This is a genomic window from Rhodococcus sp. B10 (assembly GCF_011770055.1).
GTDB classification, from domain to species: Bacteria; Actinomycetota; Actinomycetes; order Mycobacteriales; family Mycobacteriaceae; genus Rhodococcoides; species Rhodococcoides kyotonensis_B.
Map to the genome: position 1 here is coordinate 55,147 of NZ_JAAFYV010000028.1, position 19,410 is coordinate 74,556.

General features: G+C 66.2%; 1 protein-coding gene. It reads left to right on the plus strand.

The genetic code is table 11. The features are described from left to right. Positions 1 to 171 precede the first annotated feature (171 nt). Positions 172 to 19,410: non-ribosomal peptide synthase/polyketide synthase (locus tag RhoFasB10_RS18365; protein WP_167677807.1), on the plus strand; the 19,239-nt coding region annotated here is incomplete at its 3' end.

Sequence of the window (19,410 nt, forward strand, 5' to 3'; positions counted from 1 at the left end):
CGCGCAACGAACCACACTAAAGGCCACGTCGGGCGGACAGCCACCGCGCGACACCGGCCTCCCGGGGTGGATCTTTCAGCGCCCGTCGTCGCACGTTCGAGAACGGATCTTGCATTGACCGACCCTGCCCCGACTCTCCCTTCCTCGACCTCGCTCCAGAAAGGCGAATGAATGCGGGCCGCAGTTTCAGGCGAATCTCACAGCTCTCCACTGCACGAACAGGGTGACGCAGGTTCCGGTTTCCCGTTGTCGTCGGCGCAGCGAGGAATGTGGTTCGCGCAGCAGCTGGCTCCGTCCGTTCCGGTCTGCATCGCGCAGTACGTGGATCTGCGGGGAGATCTGGACGTGGACGTCCTGCGCCGGGCGTCGCGGGTGGCTGGGCACGAGTTCCAATCGGGATTTCTACAGTTGGTCGAGGTGGACGGCGAACCGATCCAGATCGTCGACCATTCCATCGACGACACGATTGCACTCGTCGACTTCCGGGGCGAAACGGACCCGATGGCGTCGGCGCGTCGCTGGATCGACGAAAACTACACCACACCAGTCGATCTGACACGTGACCGACTGGTTGCCATGTCGTTGCTGCAGGTCGAAGACGATCGATACCTGTGGTACAGCAAGATTCACCATGTCGCGCTCGACGGCTACGGCGCCATGACGATGGTCAACCGAACCGCCGAGCTCTACACCGCCGAGGTCGAAAGCCGCGAGCCTGCACCGGCCAAAGCGGCCGATCTCCGCACGTTGTACGAGGTGGATCAGGCATACCGCTCGTCGGCACGCTTCGAAACGGATCGGCAGTACTGGGCCGATCACGTCCGCGACGTACACGACGGTGCGACGCTGGCCAACAACCCCGGCGCGACGGTTGCGGCCAGCAAGCTCGAGAGCGCGTCGCTGCCCGACGACGTGGTCGCAGCATTGGAGAACTCCGACGCGTCCAAGGGTGCCACGGCTGCGGCGGTCGTCATCGCGGCCTTCGCGTGTTATCTCTCCCGCATGACCGGGCGGGAGAACGTTCTCGTCAACATGCCTGTGTCCGCGAGAACGACTGCGACACTGCGCCGTTCGGGCGGAATGCTCGTGAACGTCGCGCCCATTGCGGTGACCGTGCCGACGCACGGGACAGTCGGCGATCTCGTCGCCCAGGTGCAGCTCGAACTGATGGGTGCGCTCCGCCACCAGCGGTTCAGCATCGAGGACATCCGCCGTGACCTGAAGAGCAACGGTATCGACAAGGCGCTGGTTGCCCCGATGGTCAACGTGATGCTGTTCCATCAGCAGATCCATCTCGGTTCGATCGTCGGCGAATTCAACATCGTCACGTCCGGCCCGGTCGACGACCTCCTGGTCAACATCTACCAGAGTGGCCATCCCGCAAAGACATTCGTCGATTTCCGCGGTAACCCGAACCGTTACGTCGACGAAGACCTTGCGCAACACCACCGTTCGTTCGTCGAGGTCGTCTCCGCCTTCGTGGCCGCGAGCCCTCACGACGCCATCGACGACGTACATCCCGAGAGTGCAGCGATCGGAGCACGCCGGCGTGTCGAGCGGCAGGAGTTGCTGTACTGGCACTCCGAGCTCGCCGACCGGCCCGAGCCTGCGGGGCTTCCACTGTCCCGACCGCGTACCGCGGACGCTACGCGGGAACCACGAACACTGAGCGTGCAGCTCGGGGCCGAGTCTCACCGAGCGCTGCTGGCCTCGGCAGCACGACAGGGTTCGAGTGTCCTGGTGTCCTTGCACACCGCGGTCGCCACCGTGCTCGCACGCGTCTCCGGCGAGAACGACGTCTCGATCGGCGCGCGAACCCCGTACACAGCAGGGAACACCGTGGTTCTGCGGAGTTCCGTCGACCCGAGCGAGTCGTTCTCGTCTCTGTCTCAGCGGCTGCGCGGCATCGATTCTGCGGCGCTCGCTCACAGCCACGTGACCTTCGCCGACGTCGCCCGCGAGGTCGCCACCGACGACGCCGCACTGTTCCGCATCGTCCTCGCGCACTCCTGCACTGCTCGGCTGACCGACTTCGACGGCGTCGATCTCGTGGTCGAAACCACCGAGAACGTCGATGCACTCGGAGCGCCGGCAGGCATCTCCGTCGACGTGCAGTACGACGCGGCTGTTCTGGACGAGGAGGTCGTCCGCGGCCACGCCGAACGGCTTCTCCGCATCCTGAATGTGGCCGCCGAGAACAGCGACGCCGTCGTCGGCGACATCGACGTGCTGTCGGAGTCCGAGCGCGCGGCGTTGGTGCCGGTGCGTGGTGGATCGTCGGTCGGCGAGCGATTGTTGCCGGAGATTCTGTGCGGTGCGGTCGATGGCGCGGGCGTCGACGCGGCGGCGCTCGTGTCGAGTGACAGGACGATGTCGTACGGCGAGTTGGATGCGGCGTCGACGCGGTTGGCGCGTCTGTTGATCTCGCGTGGTGTGGGTCCTGGTTCGTTCGTGGCGTTGGCGTTGTCGCGGTCGGTCGAGTCGGTCGTGTCGGTGTGGGCGGTGGCGAAGGCCGGTGCTGCGTTCCTGCCGGTGGATCCGTCGTATCCGGTGGACCGGATCGCGCACATGCTCACCGATTCGGGTGCGGCGTTCGGCATCACCATCGACGCTCACCGCACTACCCTGACCGAGGTCGGTCCGTCCGTGAGTTGGACGATTCTCGACGATGAGCAGGTCGTATCCGCGCTCGCCACCCATTCCGACAGCCCGATCACCGACGCGGAACGGGTACATCCGCTCACGCTTCACGACGCCGCCTACCTGATCTACACGTCCGGTTCGACGGGCGTGCCGAAGGGCGTCGTCGTGACGCACCGCGGCCTCTCCGACATGGCCGAACTCGAGCGCGTCCGATTCGAGGTGTCGCCGCGTTCTCGGACGCTCGCGTTCGCTTCGACGAGTTTCGACGCCTCGGTTCTGGAACTTCTTCTCGCCTTCTCCGGTGCCGCGACGATGGTGATCGCGCCGACGGATGTGTACGGCGGCCCCGAGTTGGCGTCATTGCTGCTCGAACAGCATGTGACGCACGCGTTCATCACGCCTGCGGCGTTGGCGTCGGTGGATCCGACGGGCCTGGACGAGCTGAGAGTTGTCGCGACCGGTGGTGAAGCGTGCGGTCCCGAACTGGTCGAGCGGTGGGCGCCGGGCCGACAGATGTTCAACGCCTACGGCCCGACCGAAGCGACCGTGTTCTCGTCGGTGAGTTCCGCGCTCGAACCGGGGAAGCAGGTCGACATCGGCTCGCCGATCACGGGCTCGGTACAGCTGGTTCTGGACGAGCGTCTGCAGCCCGTTCCGGTGGGTGTCGCGGGTGAGCTCTATCTGAGCGGGCCTGCTCTGGCGCGTGGCTATCATGCGCGGGCCGGATTGACGTCGGAGCGGTTCGTCGCTGCGCCGTTCGGTGTGGGCGGCGAGCGGATGTACCGCACCGGAGACGTGGTGCGGTGGAACGCCTCCGGTGCACTCGAGTACGTCGGGCGCTCCGACTTCCAGGTCAAGGTGCGCGGATTCCGCATCGAGCTGGGCGAGATCGATGCGGTCATCGCGTCGGCCGCCGACGTGGAATTCGTTGCGACGCTCGGTGTTTCGGGACCTGCAGGGTCGACGGCGTTGGCGTCCTACCTCGTTCCGATCCCGGGCTCGACGATCGACGTCGAAAGCCTACGCGCACAGATGGTCTCGGCATTGCCGTCGCACATGGTGCCGTCGGCCTTCGTGCTGCTCGATTCCATTCCACTCACGCCGGCAGGCAAGCTCGATCGCCGTGCACTCCCGGAACCGGAGTTCGGACGAACCACCGAGTTCCGCGCCCCGGTGACCGACACGCAACGACGCATCGCCGACGTGTTCGCCGAACTCCTGGACGGCAGGCGCGTCGGAATCGACGACAGCTTCTTCGACCTGGGCGGTAACTCGCTGGTTGCCACCCGCGTCGTCGCCAGGTTGAACGCCGAACTGGGCACTGGACTGCGCGTTCTCGACCTGTTCGAAGCTCCGACCATCGAGGCCCTGTCCGCCCGCGCGGAGACCTCGGTCGGCCACGATGCACGCCCCGCGTTGGTGCGGATGGACCGCCCGGATCGAGTTCCGTTGTCGCAGGCGCAGCAGCGGATGTGGTTCATCAACCAGTTCGACACGTCGTCACCCGCCTACAACATTCCGCTCGCGGTCCGCATGAAGGGCGCGGTCGACGTGTCCGCGTTGGAAACGGCCGTCGCCGACGTGGTCGCTCGACACGAGTCGCTGAGAACCGTGTTCCCGGTGGCCGACGAGATCCCGCATCAGAACGTTCTTCCCGTCGACTCGCCCGAAGTCGTCGCCGCGGCAGGGTCGTTGTCCGTGACCGACGTGGACGTTGCACAGGCGGCCGATCGCATCGCGTCCGATGCGGGTCTGGGTTTCGATGTGACGACGGATGTTCCGTTCCGTGCTCGGCTGTATCGGGTTGCGGTCGATGAGTTCGTGTTGGCGATCGTGGTGCATCACATTGCTGCCGACGGTGCGTCGATGGCGCCGTTGGCTGCTGATGTGATGGTGGCGTATTCGGCTCGGGTGAACGGTGAGTCGCCGTATTGGGAGCCGTTGCCGGTGCAGTATGCCGATTACACGTTGTGGCAGCGTGCGTTGCTCGGTGACGAGGACGATCCGGCGTCGGTGATGTCGTCGCAGTTGGCGTTCTGGTCGCGTGAGCTGGCCGATCTTCCGGATCTGCTGCCGCTGCCGATCGACCGCCCGCGCCCGCCTCAGCAATCGGTACTCGGTGCCACCACCGAGTTCGAAATTCCGAGCGATCTCCGACATGCGTTGGCGCAGTTGGCATCGGAGCATGACGCCACCCTGTTCATGGTCGTTCATTCGGCTCTCGCGCTGCTGCTGTCGCGGCTCAGTGGTACCGACGACATCGCCATCGGCACTCCGATCGCCGGTCGCGGCGAAGCAGGCCTCGACAAGCTCGTCGGCATGTTCGTCGGCACCCTCGTGCTGCGCACGGAGGTCTCACCGCACGTGAGCTTCACCGACCTGCTCGCACGCACGCGTGCCGCCGATCTCGCCGCGTTCGACAACACCGACGTACCGTTCGAGAAGCTCGTAGACACAGTGGCGACCACACGGTCGACCGACCATTCGCCGCTGTTCCAGGTACTGCTCGAGTTCCAGAACAACGAACGCGCGCACCTCGAACTGCCGGGCTTGGCAGTGTCCTTCGAGGAGATCCCGACGGGGACGACGAAGTTCGACCTGCAGTTGCGCGTCGACGAAGCGCCGACCGAAACCGGTGCTTCGCGCGCGAACTTCACGTACTCGACGGAACTGTTCGACGCGTCCACCGTCGACAGCTTCGTCGACAGGTTCCTGCGCCTTCTCCGATCGATCTGCGAGGCGCCGACGGCGTCGCTGCACGAACTCGAGATGCTGTCGGCAGCCGAACGCACCACCGTGCTCGAGACCTGGAACGCCACCGATCATCCACTGCCCGCCGCCGTCGGTGACGATCCGACGCTCGTGAGCCTCTTCGATCTGCAGGTCGCCCGAAGCCCGTACTCGATCGCCCTGGTGTTCGACGACGAGCACGTCACGTACCGCGAATTCGACGATCGCTCGAATCAGCTTGCGCGCCACCTCGTGTCGTTGGGCGTCGGCCCCGAGACGCACGTCGGTCTCGCTGTTCGCCGCTCGACCGATCTGCTCGTCGGAATGTATGCCATCCTCAAAGCCGGTGGTGCCTACGTACCGATCGACCCAGACCATCCGGTCGATCGTTCCGCGTACGTCATCGACAGCGCGGATCCGATCTGCATCGTCACGACCAGCCGTGACTGGATCAACGTTCCCGTCGAGACCCCCGTTCTCGCGCTGGACCTGATCGATGTCTCCGATCGCGACACAGCTGCACTGACGAATCGAGACCGCACCGCCGACCTCACCGGCGCCAACACCGCGTACGTCATCTACACGTCGGGGTCGACGGGCCGCCCGAAGGGCGTCGCCGTCACGCACGACGCGATTGCCAACCGTTTGCTGTGGATGCAGAACGAGTATCACCTCGAGCCGTCGGACAACGTGCTGCAGAAGACGCCTGCGACGTTCGACGTGTCGGTGTGGGAATTCTTCTGGCCGCTCCAGGTCGGCGCCAAGCTGGTCATCGCCGAGCCCGACGGTCACCGCGATCCGGGTTACCTGTCGCGGACGATCTCTCGCGAGCGCATCACGACCGTGCACTTCGTACCGTCGATGCTGTCGGTCTTCACCGAGGGGGCAGACGCCGACGACTGTGCATCGTTGCGCTTGGTCTTCTGCAGTGGCGAAGCATTGCCGCCCGCGACGGTGGCAGCGTTCTCGCAGTTCGCGAGCGCCGAGCTCCACAACCTCTACGGCCCGACCGAGGCAGCCGTCGACGTCACTCACTATCATTGCGCCGCAGACGATCTCACGGTCGTTCCGATCGGTTCACCGGTGTGGAACACGCAGGTGTACGTGCTCGACGGTTCGCTGAAGCCCGCACCGGTCGGATCGCCGGGTGAGTTGTATCTCGCCGGTGTCCAGCTCGCGCGTGGCTACGTCGGACGCGGCGACCTCACCGCGGACCGGTTCGTCGCCGATCCGTTCGGCAGCAGCGGATCTCGACTCTATCGAACCGGCGACCTCGTGCGGTGGCGTGCGGACGGCAATCTCGAGTACATCGGGCGCACCGATTTCCAGGTGAAGCTACGCGGGCTCCGCATCGAACTGCCCGAGATCGAGGCCGCTCTGCTGCGGCACGATACCGTGGCGCAGGCCGTCGCTCTGGTGCACAGCGATGCGGTGACGGGGGAGCACCTGCTCGCCTACGTCGTTCCGACCCGCGACACCGAGTTCGACGCCTCCGCGGTCACGGCAGCAGTCGCGACGTCGCTTCCGGCGTACATGGTCCCGTCGATCGTCGTCGAACTCGACGCATTCCCGCTCAATGCGAGCGGCAAGCTCGATCGTAAGTTGCTGCCGGAGCCCGAGTTCGGGACTCTCGACACCGACGTCGTCTCACCCGAGAATCCGATCGAGGAAATCATCGCGGCCGAGGTCGCCGACCTGCTCGGCGTGCCGATGGTGGGTGTGACGCACAACTTCTTCGAGGCCGGTGGCAACTCACTGGTCGCGATGAGGCTCGTCGCCCGAATCAATGCGTCGCTCGGATCGAATCTGACGGTGCGCGATCTGTTCGATGCGCCGACAGTGCGTGGTCTCGCTGCCGTCGTCGAGTCGCAGGAACATCGGACCGAAGCCCGTCCGGCGCTGGTACCGATGGAACGAGGCGATACGGTTCCGCTTTCCCTTGCACAGCAACGTATGTGGTTCATCAACCAGTACGACACGTCCTCGTCCGCGTACAACGTCGCCTTCGCGATGCGGATGACGGGAGCGCTGGACGTCGACGCGGTGCGCGCGGCCGTTGCCGACGTCGTCGAGCGGCACGAATCGCTGCGTACGGTGTTCCCGCTGACCGACGACGGACCGGTTCAGTCGATTCTCGAAGCCCACCAGGTGCTTTCGGACCTCGAGCCGGTGGACGCCGAGTCCGAGGACGACGCGCTGCGCATCGTCGCCGAGGTCACGAGCGAGGGCTTCGACGTCGCGGCGGCCGTTCCGGTGCGCGCACAGTTGCTGCGCCTCGGTCCCGACGAACACGTGTTGGCCTTCGTCGTCCACCATATTTCGTCCGACGGATTTTCCACCGCGCCGCTCGCGCGCGACCTCATCGTCGCGTACAGCGCCCGGGTACACGGCCATGCGCCGAACATCGAACCGCTCCCGGTCCAGTACGCCGACTACGCACTGTGGCAGCGCGCCTTCCTGGGGTCCGAAGAGGACCCGGAGTCGTTGATGTCGACTCAGTTGGCGTTCTGGGTGGACACGTTGTCCGGGGCGCCCGAGGTGCTCGAACTGCCGCTGGATCGTCCGCGGCCGAGTGACCCGTCGTTCCGTGGCGCGAAGCTCGGGTTCGATCTCGATGCCGAACTGCACGGTCGGATGGCGTCGCTCGCGTCGTCGCGTGACTCCAGCGTGTTCATGATCGTGCATGCGGCACTGGGCATTCTGTTGTCCGCGCTGTCGGGATCCGAGGACATCTCGGTCGGAACACCGATCTCCGGTCGCGGTGACGCGGCGCTCGACGACGTCGTCGGTATGTTCGTCAACACGCTGGTGTTGCGCACCCGGATCGAGTCGTCCACCTCGTTCCAGGACCTGCTCGACGCCGTGCGCAGCACGGACCTCGAGGCGTTCACGCACGCCGACGTGCCGTTCGAGCGCGTCGTGGACCGCCTCGATCCGGTGCGTACGCCCGCGTACACGCCGCTGTTCCAGGTGATGCTCGAGTTCCAGCACACCGCACGCCCCAACATCACACTGCCGAATCTCGATGTCGAAGCCATGGATCTCGTCGACGACATCGCGAACTTCGATCTGCAGCTGACCATTTCGGAGGCGTTCGACGTCTCGGGCCAGCCGGCGGGAATCACGGCGTCGTTCCGTTATGCGACGGACCTGTTCGACGAGGCTTCGGTCGCCGAGTTCGCGACCCGGTACGAGTCGGTGCTTCGCGCTTTCACCGCCGACCCCGCCGTGGCCGTGGGCGACATCGACATGCTGACCGTCGCCGAGCGCACCGCGCTGGCTCCCGTACGCGGTGCGGCGGCGTTGCCCGAGCGATTGCTCCCCGACATCCTGACCGACGCCGTCTCTGCGGCCGGGACGGACACTGCAGCAATCGAATTCGAGGACGTCGTCGTGTCCTACGGCGAACTCGACGCTCGCTCCTCACAACTGGCCCGCCTTCTGATCGATCGCGGCGTCGGTCCGGACACGTTCGTCGCACTCGCGCTGCCGCGCTCGGTCGACACCATCGTCGCGATGTGGGCGACGGCGAAAGCAGGTGCCGCGTTCCTGCCCGTCGACCCGACGTATCCGACGGACCGTATCCGTCACATGCTCGTCGACTCCGCGGCGCCCATCGGACTCACGACACCCGAACATGCCGACGCGCTCGGTGAACTGACGTCGGCCGACGACACGCACCGCACCACGTGGCTCGTCCTCGGCGACGACGAGTCGACCGCCGACGTCTCGGCCCGGTCGACGGCGCCCGTCGTCGACGCGGACCGCACGAGACCACTCCGACTCGACGACGCCGCGTACCTCATCTACACCTCGGGATCGACCGGCGTGCCCAAGGGCGTCGTCGTCACTCACCGTGGACTCGCCAACCTCGCGGCAGAGGAGAACCGGCGATTCCGCGTCGTTCCCGGTTCTCGGACGCTCGCGTTCGCATCGCCGAGTTTCGACGCGTCGATTCTCGAATTCATGCTGGCCTTCGGTAGCGCCGCAACGATGGTCGTCGCACCGCCGAGTCTCTACGGTGGACCCGAACTGTCACGGTTGTTGGACGACAAGAGGGTCACACACGCGTTCGTCACGCCTGCCGCCCTCGCGTCGGTCGATCCGACCGGCCTCCGGCATCTCGACGTCATCGCCACGGGCGGCGACGCGTGCTCACCGGAACTGGTGGAGCGGTGGGCGCCCGGCCGGTCGATGTTCAACGCGTACGGGCCGACCGAGGGCACGATCTTCTCGTCGATCTCCGACGAGCTGCATCCCGGTATGCCCGTCGACATCGGCGCTCCGACCATCGGATTCGCCGAGGTGGTGCTCGATCGGCGGATGAATCCGGTTCCGGTCGGGGTGCCCGGCGAGCTGTACCTCGCCGGGCCTGCGCTGGCACGCGGCTATCACGGCCGACAGGTGTTGACGAGCGAGCGGTTCGTCGCGAATCCGTTCGCGACCGACGGCTCTCGGATGTACCGGACGGGCGACGTCGTGCGGTGGACGCGATCCGGCGCGCTCGAGTTCGTCGGTCGCAGCGACTCCCAGGTCAAGGTGCGCGGATTCCGCATCGAACTCGGTGAGATCGACAGCGTGCTGGCTACGCATCCGACGGTCGATTTCGTGACGACGGTCGGAGCGACGGGCCCGGCGGGCAACACCATTCTGGTGGCGTACGTCCTGCCTACTGACGGTGCATCGGTCGACACCCGCGTTCTGCGCGATCACGTCGCCGAATCACTTCCGAGCCACATGATTCCGGCCGCATTCGTCGAACTCGAGTCGATTCCGCTGACGCCCGCGGGCAAGTTGGATCGGCGGGCACTGCCCGCGCCGACGTTCGACACGCGTTCCGAATCCTCACGTGAGGCGAGCACTCCCGTCGAGAAGCATCTCGCCGAACTGTTCGCAGAGGTGCTGCGTCTCGATCATGTAGGCATCGACGAGTCGTTCTTCGCGCTCGGTGGCGACAGCATCATGTCGATCCAGCTCGTGTCGCGTGCGAAAGCTGCGGGCATCGTCCTGTCTCCGCGAGACGTGTTCGAGCGCAAGACCGTTGCAGCGCTCGCCGAAGTCGCCCTGTCCGGTGCGGACGAGGCCGTCGCGGTCCTCGAGGAGCTCCCCGGCGGAGGCGTCGGCGACGTACCGCTCACACCGATCGTCTCCTGGATGATCGAACGCACACCGGTTTTCGACCGACACACCCAGACTGCGTTGCTGACGCTGCCTCGAGGAATCGATCGCGTCACGCTCGAAGGAACGATCCAGGCGATCGTCGACCACCACGACATGCTGCGCGGCCGCCTCCGTGAGATCGACGGTGCGTGGACCATGGACGTGCAGCCGGTGGGATCGGTGACCGCCGCGGACATTCTGCACCATGCGGACGTGGAATCGACAACGTTTGCAGCCGAACTGGATCGGGCGGCACACCTGCTCGATCCGGCCGCCGGTTCGATGATTCGTTTCGTCTGGTTGGATTCCGCCGAACCCCGGCTGCTGATCGTCGCGCATCACCTCGTCGTCGACGGTGTGTCGTGGCGAATCCTGGTGCCCGACATGGGGACTGCGTGGTCGCAGATCGTTGCGGGCGAGACGCCGACGCTTCTTCCGGTGGGAACGTCGATGCGCCGGTGGGCGCACGGTCTCGTCGAGGTCAGCGTCGATCGTCGATGCGAGCTCGACCTGTGGCAGCACACGCTGTCGGGCCAGGATCCGCTCGTCGGATCGCGTCCGTTGGACTCCACGGTCGACGTCCACGACACGGTCGACAAGGTCGAAGTCGAACTTCCGACCGACGTCACCGACGACCTGCTGACGACCATCCCCGAAGCGTTCCACGGCAGCGTCAACGACGGGCTGATGGCGGCGCTCGCGCTCGCGGTGGCCGCATGGCGTCGAGATCGCGGCATCGAGACACCCGATTCGCTGATCAGCCTCGAGGGCCACGGCCGTGAGGATCAGGTCGTGCCCGGTGCGGACCTGGCCAGGACCGTCGGCTGGTTCACCACGATCTTCCCGGTCCGAATCGCGATGACGGACATCGACATCGACGACGCGTTGGACGGAGGCGCGGATGCGGGCCGACTGATCAAGGCCGTCAAGGAGAGGCTGCTCGCCGTACCCGATCACGGAATCGGATACGGCATGCTTCGCTACCTCGACGAGGAGTCCGCCGCGGCCCTGTCCAGTTACGCGGCGCCGCAGATCAGCTTCAACTATCTCGGCCGCTACAGCTCGGCGGTCCCAGAAAACCTGCGCGACGTCGGTTGGTTGCCGGTGGACAGCGACGAGATCGGCGACGTCCAGAATCCCGAATTGCCCGTCGCCGCGGCCCTGGACATCAACGCGGTCACGACGACGACCCACGACGGCGAGGCACGCCTGAAGGCAACGTTCGCCTTCCCGACCGGGGTGTTGGAACGCGACGACGTCGACAGCCTCGGTGCGCTGTGGGTGCGTGCGCTGACGGCGTTCGCGCACCACGCGCGTCGTACGGGTTCCGGCGGATTCACGCCGTCCGATCTCGACCTCGTCCAGCTCGACCAGGCTGCCATCGACGACGTGGAGGCGCGCTATCCGGGAGCGGTCGACATCTGGTCGATGTCCCCGCTGCAGGCAGGTCTGCTGTTCCACGCCGAACTGTCCGACCAGTCCGTGGATGCCTACCTGGTGCAGTTGATCATGACGCTGACGGGGTCGGTCGACGAGGCACGCTTCCGTGCGGCGACACGGAAGCTTCTCGATCGGCACGCGAACCTGCGTACTGCGTTCGTGCACAACATCGAGGGCGATTCGGTGCAGGTCGTCTCCGGACGCGTCGACGTGCCGTGGACGTCGATCGATCTGACCTCGTTGCCCGACGACGAACGCGACGCCGAACTCGATCGCCTTCTGGCGGCCGATCGCGGACGGCGTTTCAACATGGCCGAAGCACCGCTCCTGCGGTTCATGCTCATCGCGGTCACCGAGACGGAGTGGCGTCTGGTTCTCACCAACCACCACATTCTGATCGACGGCTGGTCGACGCCGCTGCTGGTGCGAGAACTGTTGACGCTGTACGCAACCGACGGCGACGACTCCGTGCTTCCGAGGGTGCCCGCGTACCGCGAGTATCTGACGTGGATGAGTCGCCGGAACACCGAGGCCGCCCGTGACGCATGGCGTTCCGCGTTGGCAGGGCTGTCCGAGCCGACGCTGCTCACCCCCGTCGAGAGCCGCAGGCAGGAATCGACTCTCGCCGCGCGCAAGCTGACCTCCCTGACGACGGAGGACACCGAACGACTCAGGACGTTCGCGCGAGTCCACGGTGTCACCCTGAACACCCTGGTCCAGGCGGCATGGGGAACCGTCCTCGCGTCGCTGACGGGGCGCGACGACGTCCTCTTCGGCGCGACGGTCTCGGGCCGGCCACCGGAAATCAACGACATCGAGTCCATGGTCGGTCTCTTCATCAACACGCTGCCGGTCCGCGTCACGATCGATCCGCGAGAAAGCCTTGGAGACTTCATCTCTCGGCTGCAGAACGAACAGGCGAGCCTGCTCGATCACCACTATCTCGGCCTGACCGAGATTCAGCGCATCGTCGGACCCGTCGTCGCATTCGATTCGCTGACGGTGTTCGAGTCCTACCCGATGGACCGCGCAGGCCTGACGACCGAGACCGACATCGTCGGGATGCGCGTCGCGAACATCGTCGACGGCAGCGATACCGCGCAGTATCCGATGACGCTCGTGGCCATGGTGGACGATCGCCTGCACATCGAGGCGAAGTATCTGCCGGAACTGTTCGCATCGTCGGCAGTCGACGCCATCGTCGGTCGCATCGGACGCGTGATGCATGCATTCGCCACGACACCCGACCTGCTGATGGGCAAGCTCGATCTGCTGTCGGAGTCCGAGCGTGCGGCTCTGGTGCCGGTGCGGGGTGGCCTGCCGGTCACGGAGCGGTTGTTGCCGGAGATTCTGTGCGGTGCGGTCGATGTCGCGGGCGTCGACGCGGCGGCGCTCGTGTCGAGTGACAGGACGATGTCGTACGGGGAGTTGGATGCGGCGTCGACGCGGTTGGCGCGTCTGTTGATTTCGCGTGGTGTGGGTCCTGGTTCGTTCGTGGCGTTGGCGTTGTCGCGGTCGGTCGAGTCGGTCGTGTCGGTGTGGGCGGTGGCGAAGGCCGGTGCTGCGTTCCTGCCGGTGGATCCGTCGTATCCGGTGGACCGGATCGCGCACATGCTCACCGACTCCGGTGTCGGCGTGGGCGTTACCGTGTCGGCACATCGCTCCGTGTTGGGCGACGCCGCGACGACAGTCGACTGGGTATTCCTCGACGACAACGAGATCGGGGCGACGCTCGCAGCGTTGCCCGACACCCCGGTCACCGACGCCGACAGGACCTGCCGACTCCGGCCGTCCCACGCTGCGTATCTCATCTACACGTCCGGTTCGACGGGTGTGCCGAAGGGCGTCGTCGTGACGCACACGGGCCTGAAGAACTTCGCCGAGGAGGAGCGCAGGCGCTTCGAGGTCACGGCCGATTCTCGGGTGCTGGCGTTCGCGTCCCCGAGCTTCGACGCCAGTGTGCTCGAGCTGCTGTTCGCCTACGGCAGCGGAGCGACGCTGGTCGTCGCGCCGACCGACGTGTACGGCGGCGCGGAACTGGCGTCGTTCGTGGCGGAACACCGTGTGACGCATGCGTTCATCACGCCTGCCGCGTTGGCGTCGGTGGATCCGACGGGCCTGGACGAGCTGAGAGTCGTCGCGACCGGCGGTGAAGCGTGCGGTCCCGAACTGGTCGAGCGGTGGGCGCCGGGCCGAAAGATGTTCAACGCCTACGGACCTACCGAGGCGACGGTCGTCGCTGTTCTCAGCAACGAGATGCACCCCGGTGTCCCGGTGGAGATCGGAAGCCCCGTCCTCGGGTCCGCGGTCGTCGTCCTCGATGCGCGACTGCAGCCGGTTCCGGTCGGAGTCGCGGGTGAGTTGTACCTTGCCGGACCAGGATTGGCTCGCGGGTACCACGATCGCGCCGTACTCACATCCGAACGATTCGTCGCGGCACCGTTCGGTGTACCGGGCGAACGGATGTACCGCACCGGAGACGTGGTGCGGTGGAACGATTCCGGCGCGCTCGAATACGTCGGCCGCTCCGACTTCCAGGTCAAGATTCGCGGATTCCGCATCGAGCTGGGCGAGATCGATGCGGTCATCGCCACGGTTCCCGGTGTGGAATTCGTTGCCACACTCGGCGTTCCGGGGCCCGCCGGTTCGACCGTGCTCGTGTCGTACCTGATGCCGGTGCCGGGTGCCGTGATCGACGTCGACGACGTGCGTGTGAAGGCCGCCTCGGCGTTGCCGTCGCACATGGTTCCGTCGGCGTTCGTGCTGCTCGACGCCATTCCACTGACCCCTGCCGGCAAGCTCGATCGCCGGGCGCTGCCCACACCGGATCTGCGCAGCGGGGGAGAGCGTCGCGAACCTGTCTCCGACGCCGAGATCACCGTCGCTCAGGTGTTCGGCGAGGTGCTGGGTATCGACGACGTCGGACTCGACGACAACTTCTTCGACCTCGGCGGCGATTCGCTGAGTGCGACGCGTGTGACGGCGCGAGTCAACAGTGCGCTCGGCACGAACGTCAGCGTGCGCGCGCTGTTCGAGGCCCCGACCGTCGAGATGTTGGCGGCACGGACGGGCCGACTCGCCGCGGTCGACTCGAGGCCGGCGCTGGTTCCGATGACCCGTCCGGATCGAATTCCGTTGTCGCAGGCGCAGCAGCGGATGTGGTTCATCAACCAGTTCGACACGTCGTCGCCTGCGTACAACATTCCGCTTGCGGTGCGACTGACAGGCGTCGTGGATGTCGACGCCTTGAACGCGGCCATCGCCGATGTCCTCGTGCGTCACGAGTCGTTGCGCACGACGTTCCCGTCGGACGGCGAGGCTCCGCGTCAATCGATCCACGACGCGCGGTCGAAGCTCGTGTCGCTCGTGCCCGTGGACGTGGAGGCGTCGACGTTGTTCGAGCGCATCGCGTCCGATGCGGGTCTCGGTTTCGATGTGACGGTGGATGTTCCGTTCCGCGCTCGGTTGTATCGGGTTGCGGTCGATGAGTTCGTGTTGGCGATCGTGGTGCATCACATTGCTGCCGACGGTGCGTCGATGGCGCCGTTGGCTGCTGATGTGATGGTGGCGTATTCGGCTCGGGTGAACGGTGAGTCGCCGTATTGGGAGCCGTTGCCGGTGCAGTATGCCGATTACACGTTGTGGCAGCGTGCGTTGCTCGGTGACGAGGACGATCCGGCGTCGGTGATGTCGTCGCAGTTGGCGTTCTGGTCGCGTGAGCTGGCCGATCTTCCGGATCTGCTGCCGTTGCCCACGGATCGGCCGCGGCCCGCGCAGCAGTCGATGCGCGGCGCCACGGTGAAGTTCGAATTCGCGCCGTCGGTGCACCGCGCGTTGATCGACATTGCGAGAGAGGCGCATTCGACGGTGTTCATGGCGGTACACGCCGCGTGGGCACTGTTGATGGCCAGATTGAGCGGTACCGAGGACATCGCCGTCGGTACGCCGATCGCCGGTCGCGGAGAAGCAGGACTGGACAAGCTCGTCGGCATGTTCGTCGGCACCCTCGTGCTGCGCACGGAGGTCTCACCGCACGTGAGCTTCACCGACCTGCTCGCACGGACGCGTGCCGCCGATCTCGCCGCGTTCGACAATACCGACGTACCGTTCGAGCGACTGGTCGACGAACTGGCACCGCTGCGCACGACGGATCGCTCGCCGCTGTTCCAGGTATTGATCGAGTTCCAGAACAACGAACGGCCGCACCTCGAATTGCCCGAACTCGTCGTCACCGCGCTCGACTTCGACGCTGCCGTCGCGAAGTTCGATCTGCAGCTGACGATGTCGGAGAACGTCGACGAATCCGGTGCTCCCGCAGGCATGTCGGCGGCGATCACGTACGCCACCGATCTGTTCGACGAGTCGACGGTACGCATGTTCGCGGACCGGTTCTCCGCCATCGTCGAGGCCGTCACCGCCGACCCGAACTGCATCGTCGGTGACGTCGACATCGTCAGCCCCGCCGAAGTCACGGCGATGCAGTCCACGTGGAACCATGCGGGTCGCACGCCGTCCGAGGACACGCTCACCAGCCGATTCGAAACGGCTGCAGCCCGTTTCGCCGACACCGTCGCCGTCGTCGACGGCACGTCGACCTACACGTACGCAGACCTGGACGCACGCGCGAATCGGCTTGCGCGACATCTGGTCTCCGTCGGCGTCGGACCCGAGACACTCGTCGCGGTGGCGATGCCGCGCACCGCCGACCTCGTCGTGGTGCTGCTCGCAGTACTGAAGGCGGGCGGCGGCTACCTCCCGGTCGACGTCACCTATCCGGCGGACCGGCTGGCGTTCATGCTCGACGACGCCAGCCCGGTGTGCGTCGTCTCCACGACGGCGGACATCGGATCGGTGCCGACCGACGGCATCACCTCGGTGCTCGTCGACGACCCGGAGACCGCGTCCGCACTGGAGCGGCTGTCGTCCGACGTGCTCGGCGACGAGGATCGCCTCGGCAAAGCGTCCGCGGACTCGATCGCCTACGTCATCTACACGTCCGGAAGCACCGGACGCCCCAAGGGTGTTCAGGTCACGCACACGACGGTCGCGACGCTGTTCGAGAACACGATCGACAAGTTCGGCTTCGACGACACCGACGTGTGGACAATGTTCCACTCGTACGCGTTCGACTTCTCGGTGTGGGAGCTGTGGGGACCGCTGCTGTACGGCGGCAAGCTCGTCATCGTCGACTACTACACGGCTCGCTCGCCGGAGAAGTTCCGCGAACTGCTGGTCTCCGAACAGGTCACGGTGCTCAACCAGACACCGACGGCGTTCTACCAATTCGCCGAGGCCGACCGAGTCGCACCCGCCGAGGCAGGCCGACTTGCGTTGCGCTACATCGTCTTCGGCGGTGAGGCCCTCGACCTGGCCCAGCTCGGTCGGTGGTATGCACGTCACGACGAGAATGCTCCGACCCTCGTCAACATGTACGGCATCACCGAGACGACGGTGCACGTCAGCTACCTGCCGTTGACCGCGGACTTCGCCGCGTCGGCGTCCGCGAGCGTCATCGGGCAGGCTCTACCGGGGCTGACCGTGTCGGTTCGCGACCACCGCCTGCGGCTCGTTCCGCCGGGTGTCACGGGTGAGATGTACGTCTCGGGTGCACAGCTCTCCCGCGGTTACCTCGGCCGCACCGCGCTGACGTCGACCCGTTTCGTCGCCGATCCGGAGTCCGCCACCGGTACGCGCATGTACCGCACCGGCGACACCGCGCGCTGGAACCGTGACGGGAGCCTCGAATACCTCGGCCGCAGCGACACACAGATCCAGTTGCACGGATTCCGCATCGAACTCGGTGAGATCGAGTCGGCGCTGTCGAACTTCGACGGGGTGGCCCAGGCGGTCGTGACGGTCCGTGACGACGGGGCAGGAGATCGACTCGTCGGCTACGTCGTGCCCGAATCGGGCCGCACCGTCGAACCGTCGGCCGTGCTCGAGTTCGTCGGCGCGACGCTTACGTCCTACATGGTTCCCGCGGCGCTCCTCGTGATCGACGAGCTGCCGCTCACCGCCAACGGCAAGCTCGACCGTCGCGCACTGCCTGCCCCGGACTTCGCGTCGCGTGTCACGCAGAGCCGAGCGCCGGCTACCCCGATCGAGGAGCGGCTCGCATCGCTGTTCGCCGAGGTGCTCGGTCTCGACGCGGTCGGCGTCGACGACTCGTTCTTCGCGCTCGGCGGCGACAGCATCATGTCGATCCAGTTGGTGTCGCGTGCGAAGGCGGCCGGACTGGTCATCGCGCCGCGGGACATCTTCGAGCGCAAGACCGTCGCGTCGCTCGCCGAGGTCGCCAAGTTCGGCAGCGCCACCGACGTCGTCGTGCTCGAGGAACTTCCGGGCGGGGGAGTCGGCGACCTGCCGCTCACTCCGATCGTGCAGTGGATGCTGGGGCGGAGCGAGCACTTCGGTCGCTACACGCAGACGGCCTTGCTGCAGCTGCCGCCGTCGATCGACTCCGACGTGTTGGATCGCACCGTGCAAGCGGTGCTCGACCGCCACGACATGCTGCGAGCGAGGTTGTACCGCAACGAAATCGGAGACTGGACCGAAACGGTCGCTCCGGCAGGAACGATCACCGCTGCATCGGTGATCCACCGCGTCGTCGTGGACACCGTCGTCGGCGACGAGTTCTCCGCCGTCGCCGCGCGCGAACTCGACGCCGCCGCTGACCGCCTCGACCCCGCCGACGGACGAATGATCCAGATGGTCTGGTTCGCCACGGAATCGGGCGCGGGCCGTCTGCTGATCGTCGCTCACCACCTGGTGATCGACGGCGTCTCCTGGCGGATCCTGGTGCCCGACCTCGCCACGGCGTGGGCACGGATCGTGGCAGGAGAGAATCCCGATCTGGCCGAGACGGGGACATCGATGCGGCGCTGGGCCACCGGTCTCGCCGAGGTCGCCGAACGTCGCGTATCCGAGCTCCCGCTGTGGACTCGAATTCTGACCGGTGACGACCCGCTCATCGGCACGCGGGCGCTCGATCCGGCGGTCGACGTCGACGCCACCGTCGATCGTGTGAAGGCGTCGCTGCCCGTCGAGGTCACCGAACATCTGCTGACGACGCTGCCCGAGGCATTCCACGGCAGCGTGAGCGACGGGCTGCTGACCGGTCTGGCGTTGGCGTTGACCGCGTGGCGCCGCGAACGCGGTGCGGACGTCGACGACGCCCTCGTGAGCCTCGAGGGCCACGGGCGTGAGGAAGGCGTCGTTCCCGGCGCGGACCTCGGCCGCACGATCGGGTGGTTCACGACCATCTTCCCGGTTCGGCTCGACCTCGCCGGCATCGATGTCGCCGACGCGTTCGTCGCGGGTAGTTCCGCCGGCGACGCGATCAAGTCGATCAAGGAACAGCTGGTCGGCATCCCGGACCACGGCATCGGCTTCGGCCTGCTGCGCTACCTGACCGATCAGGGCGGGCAGGCACTGGGC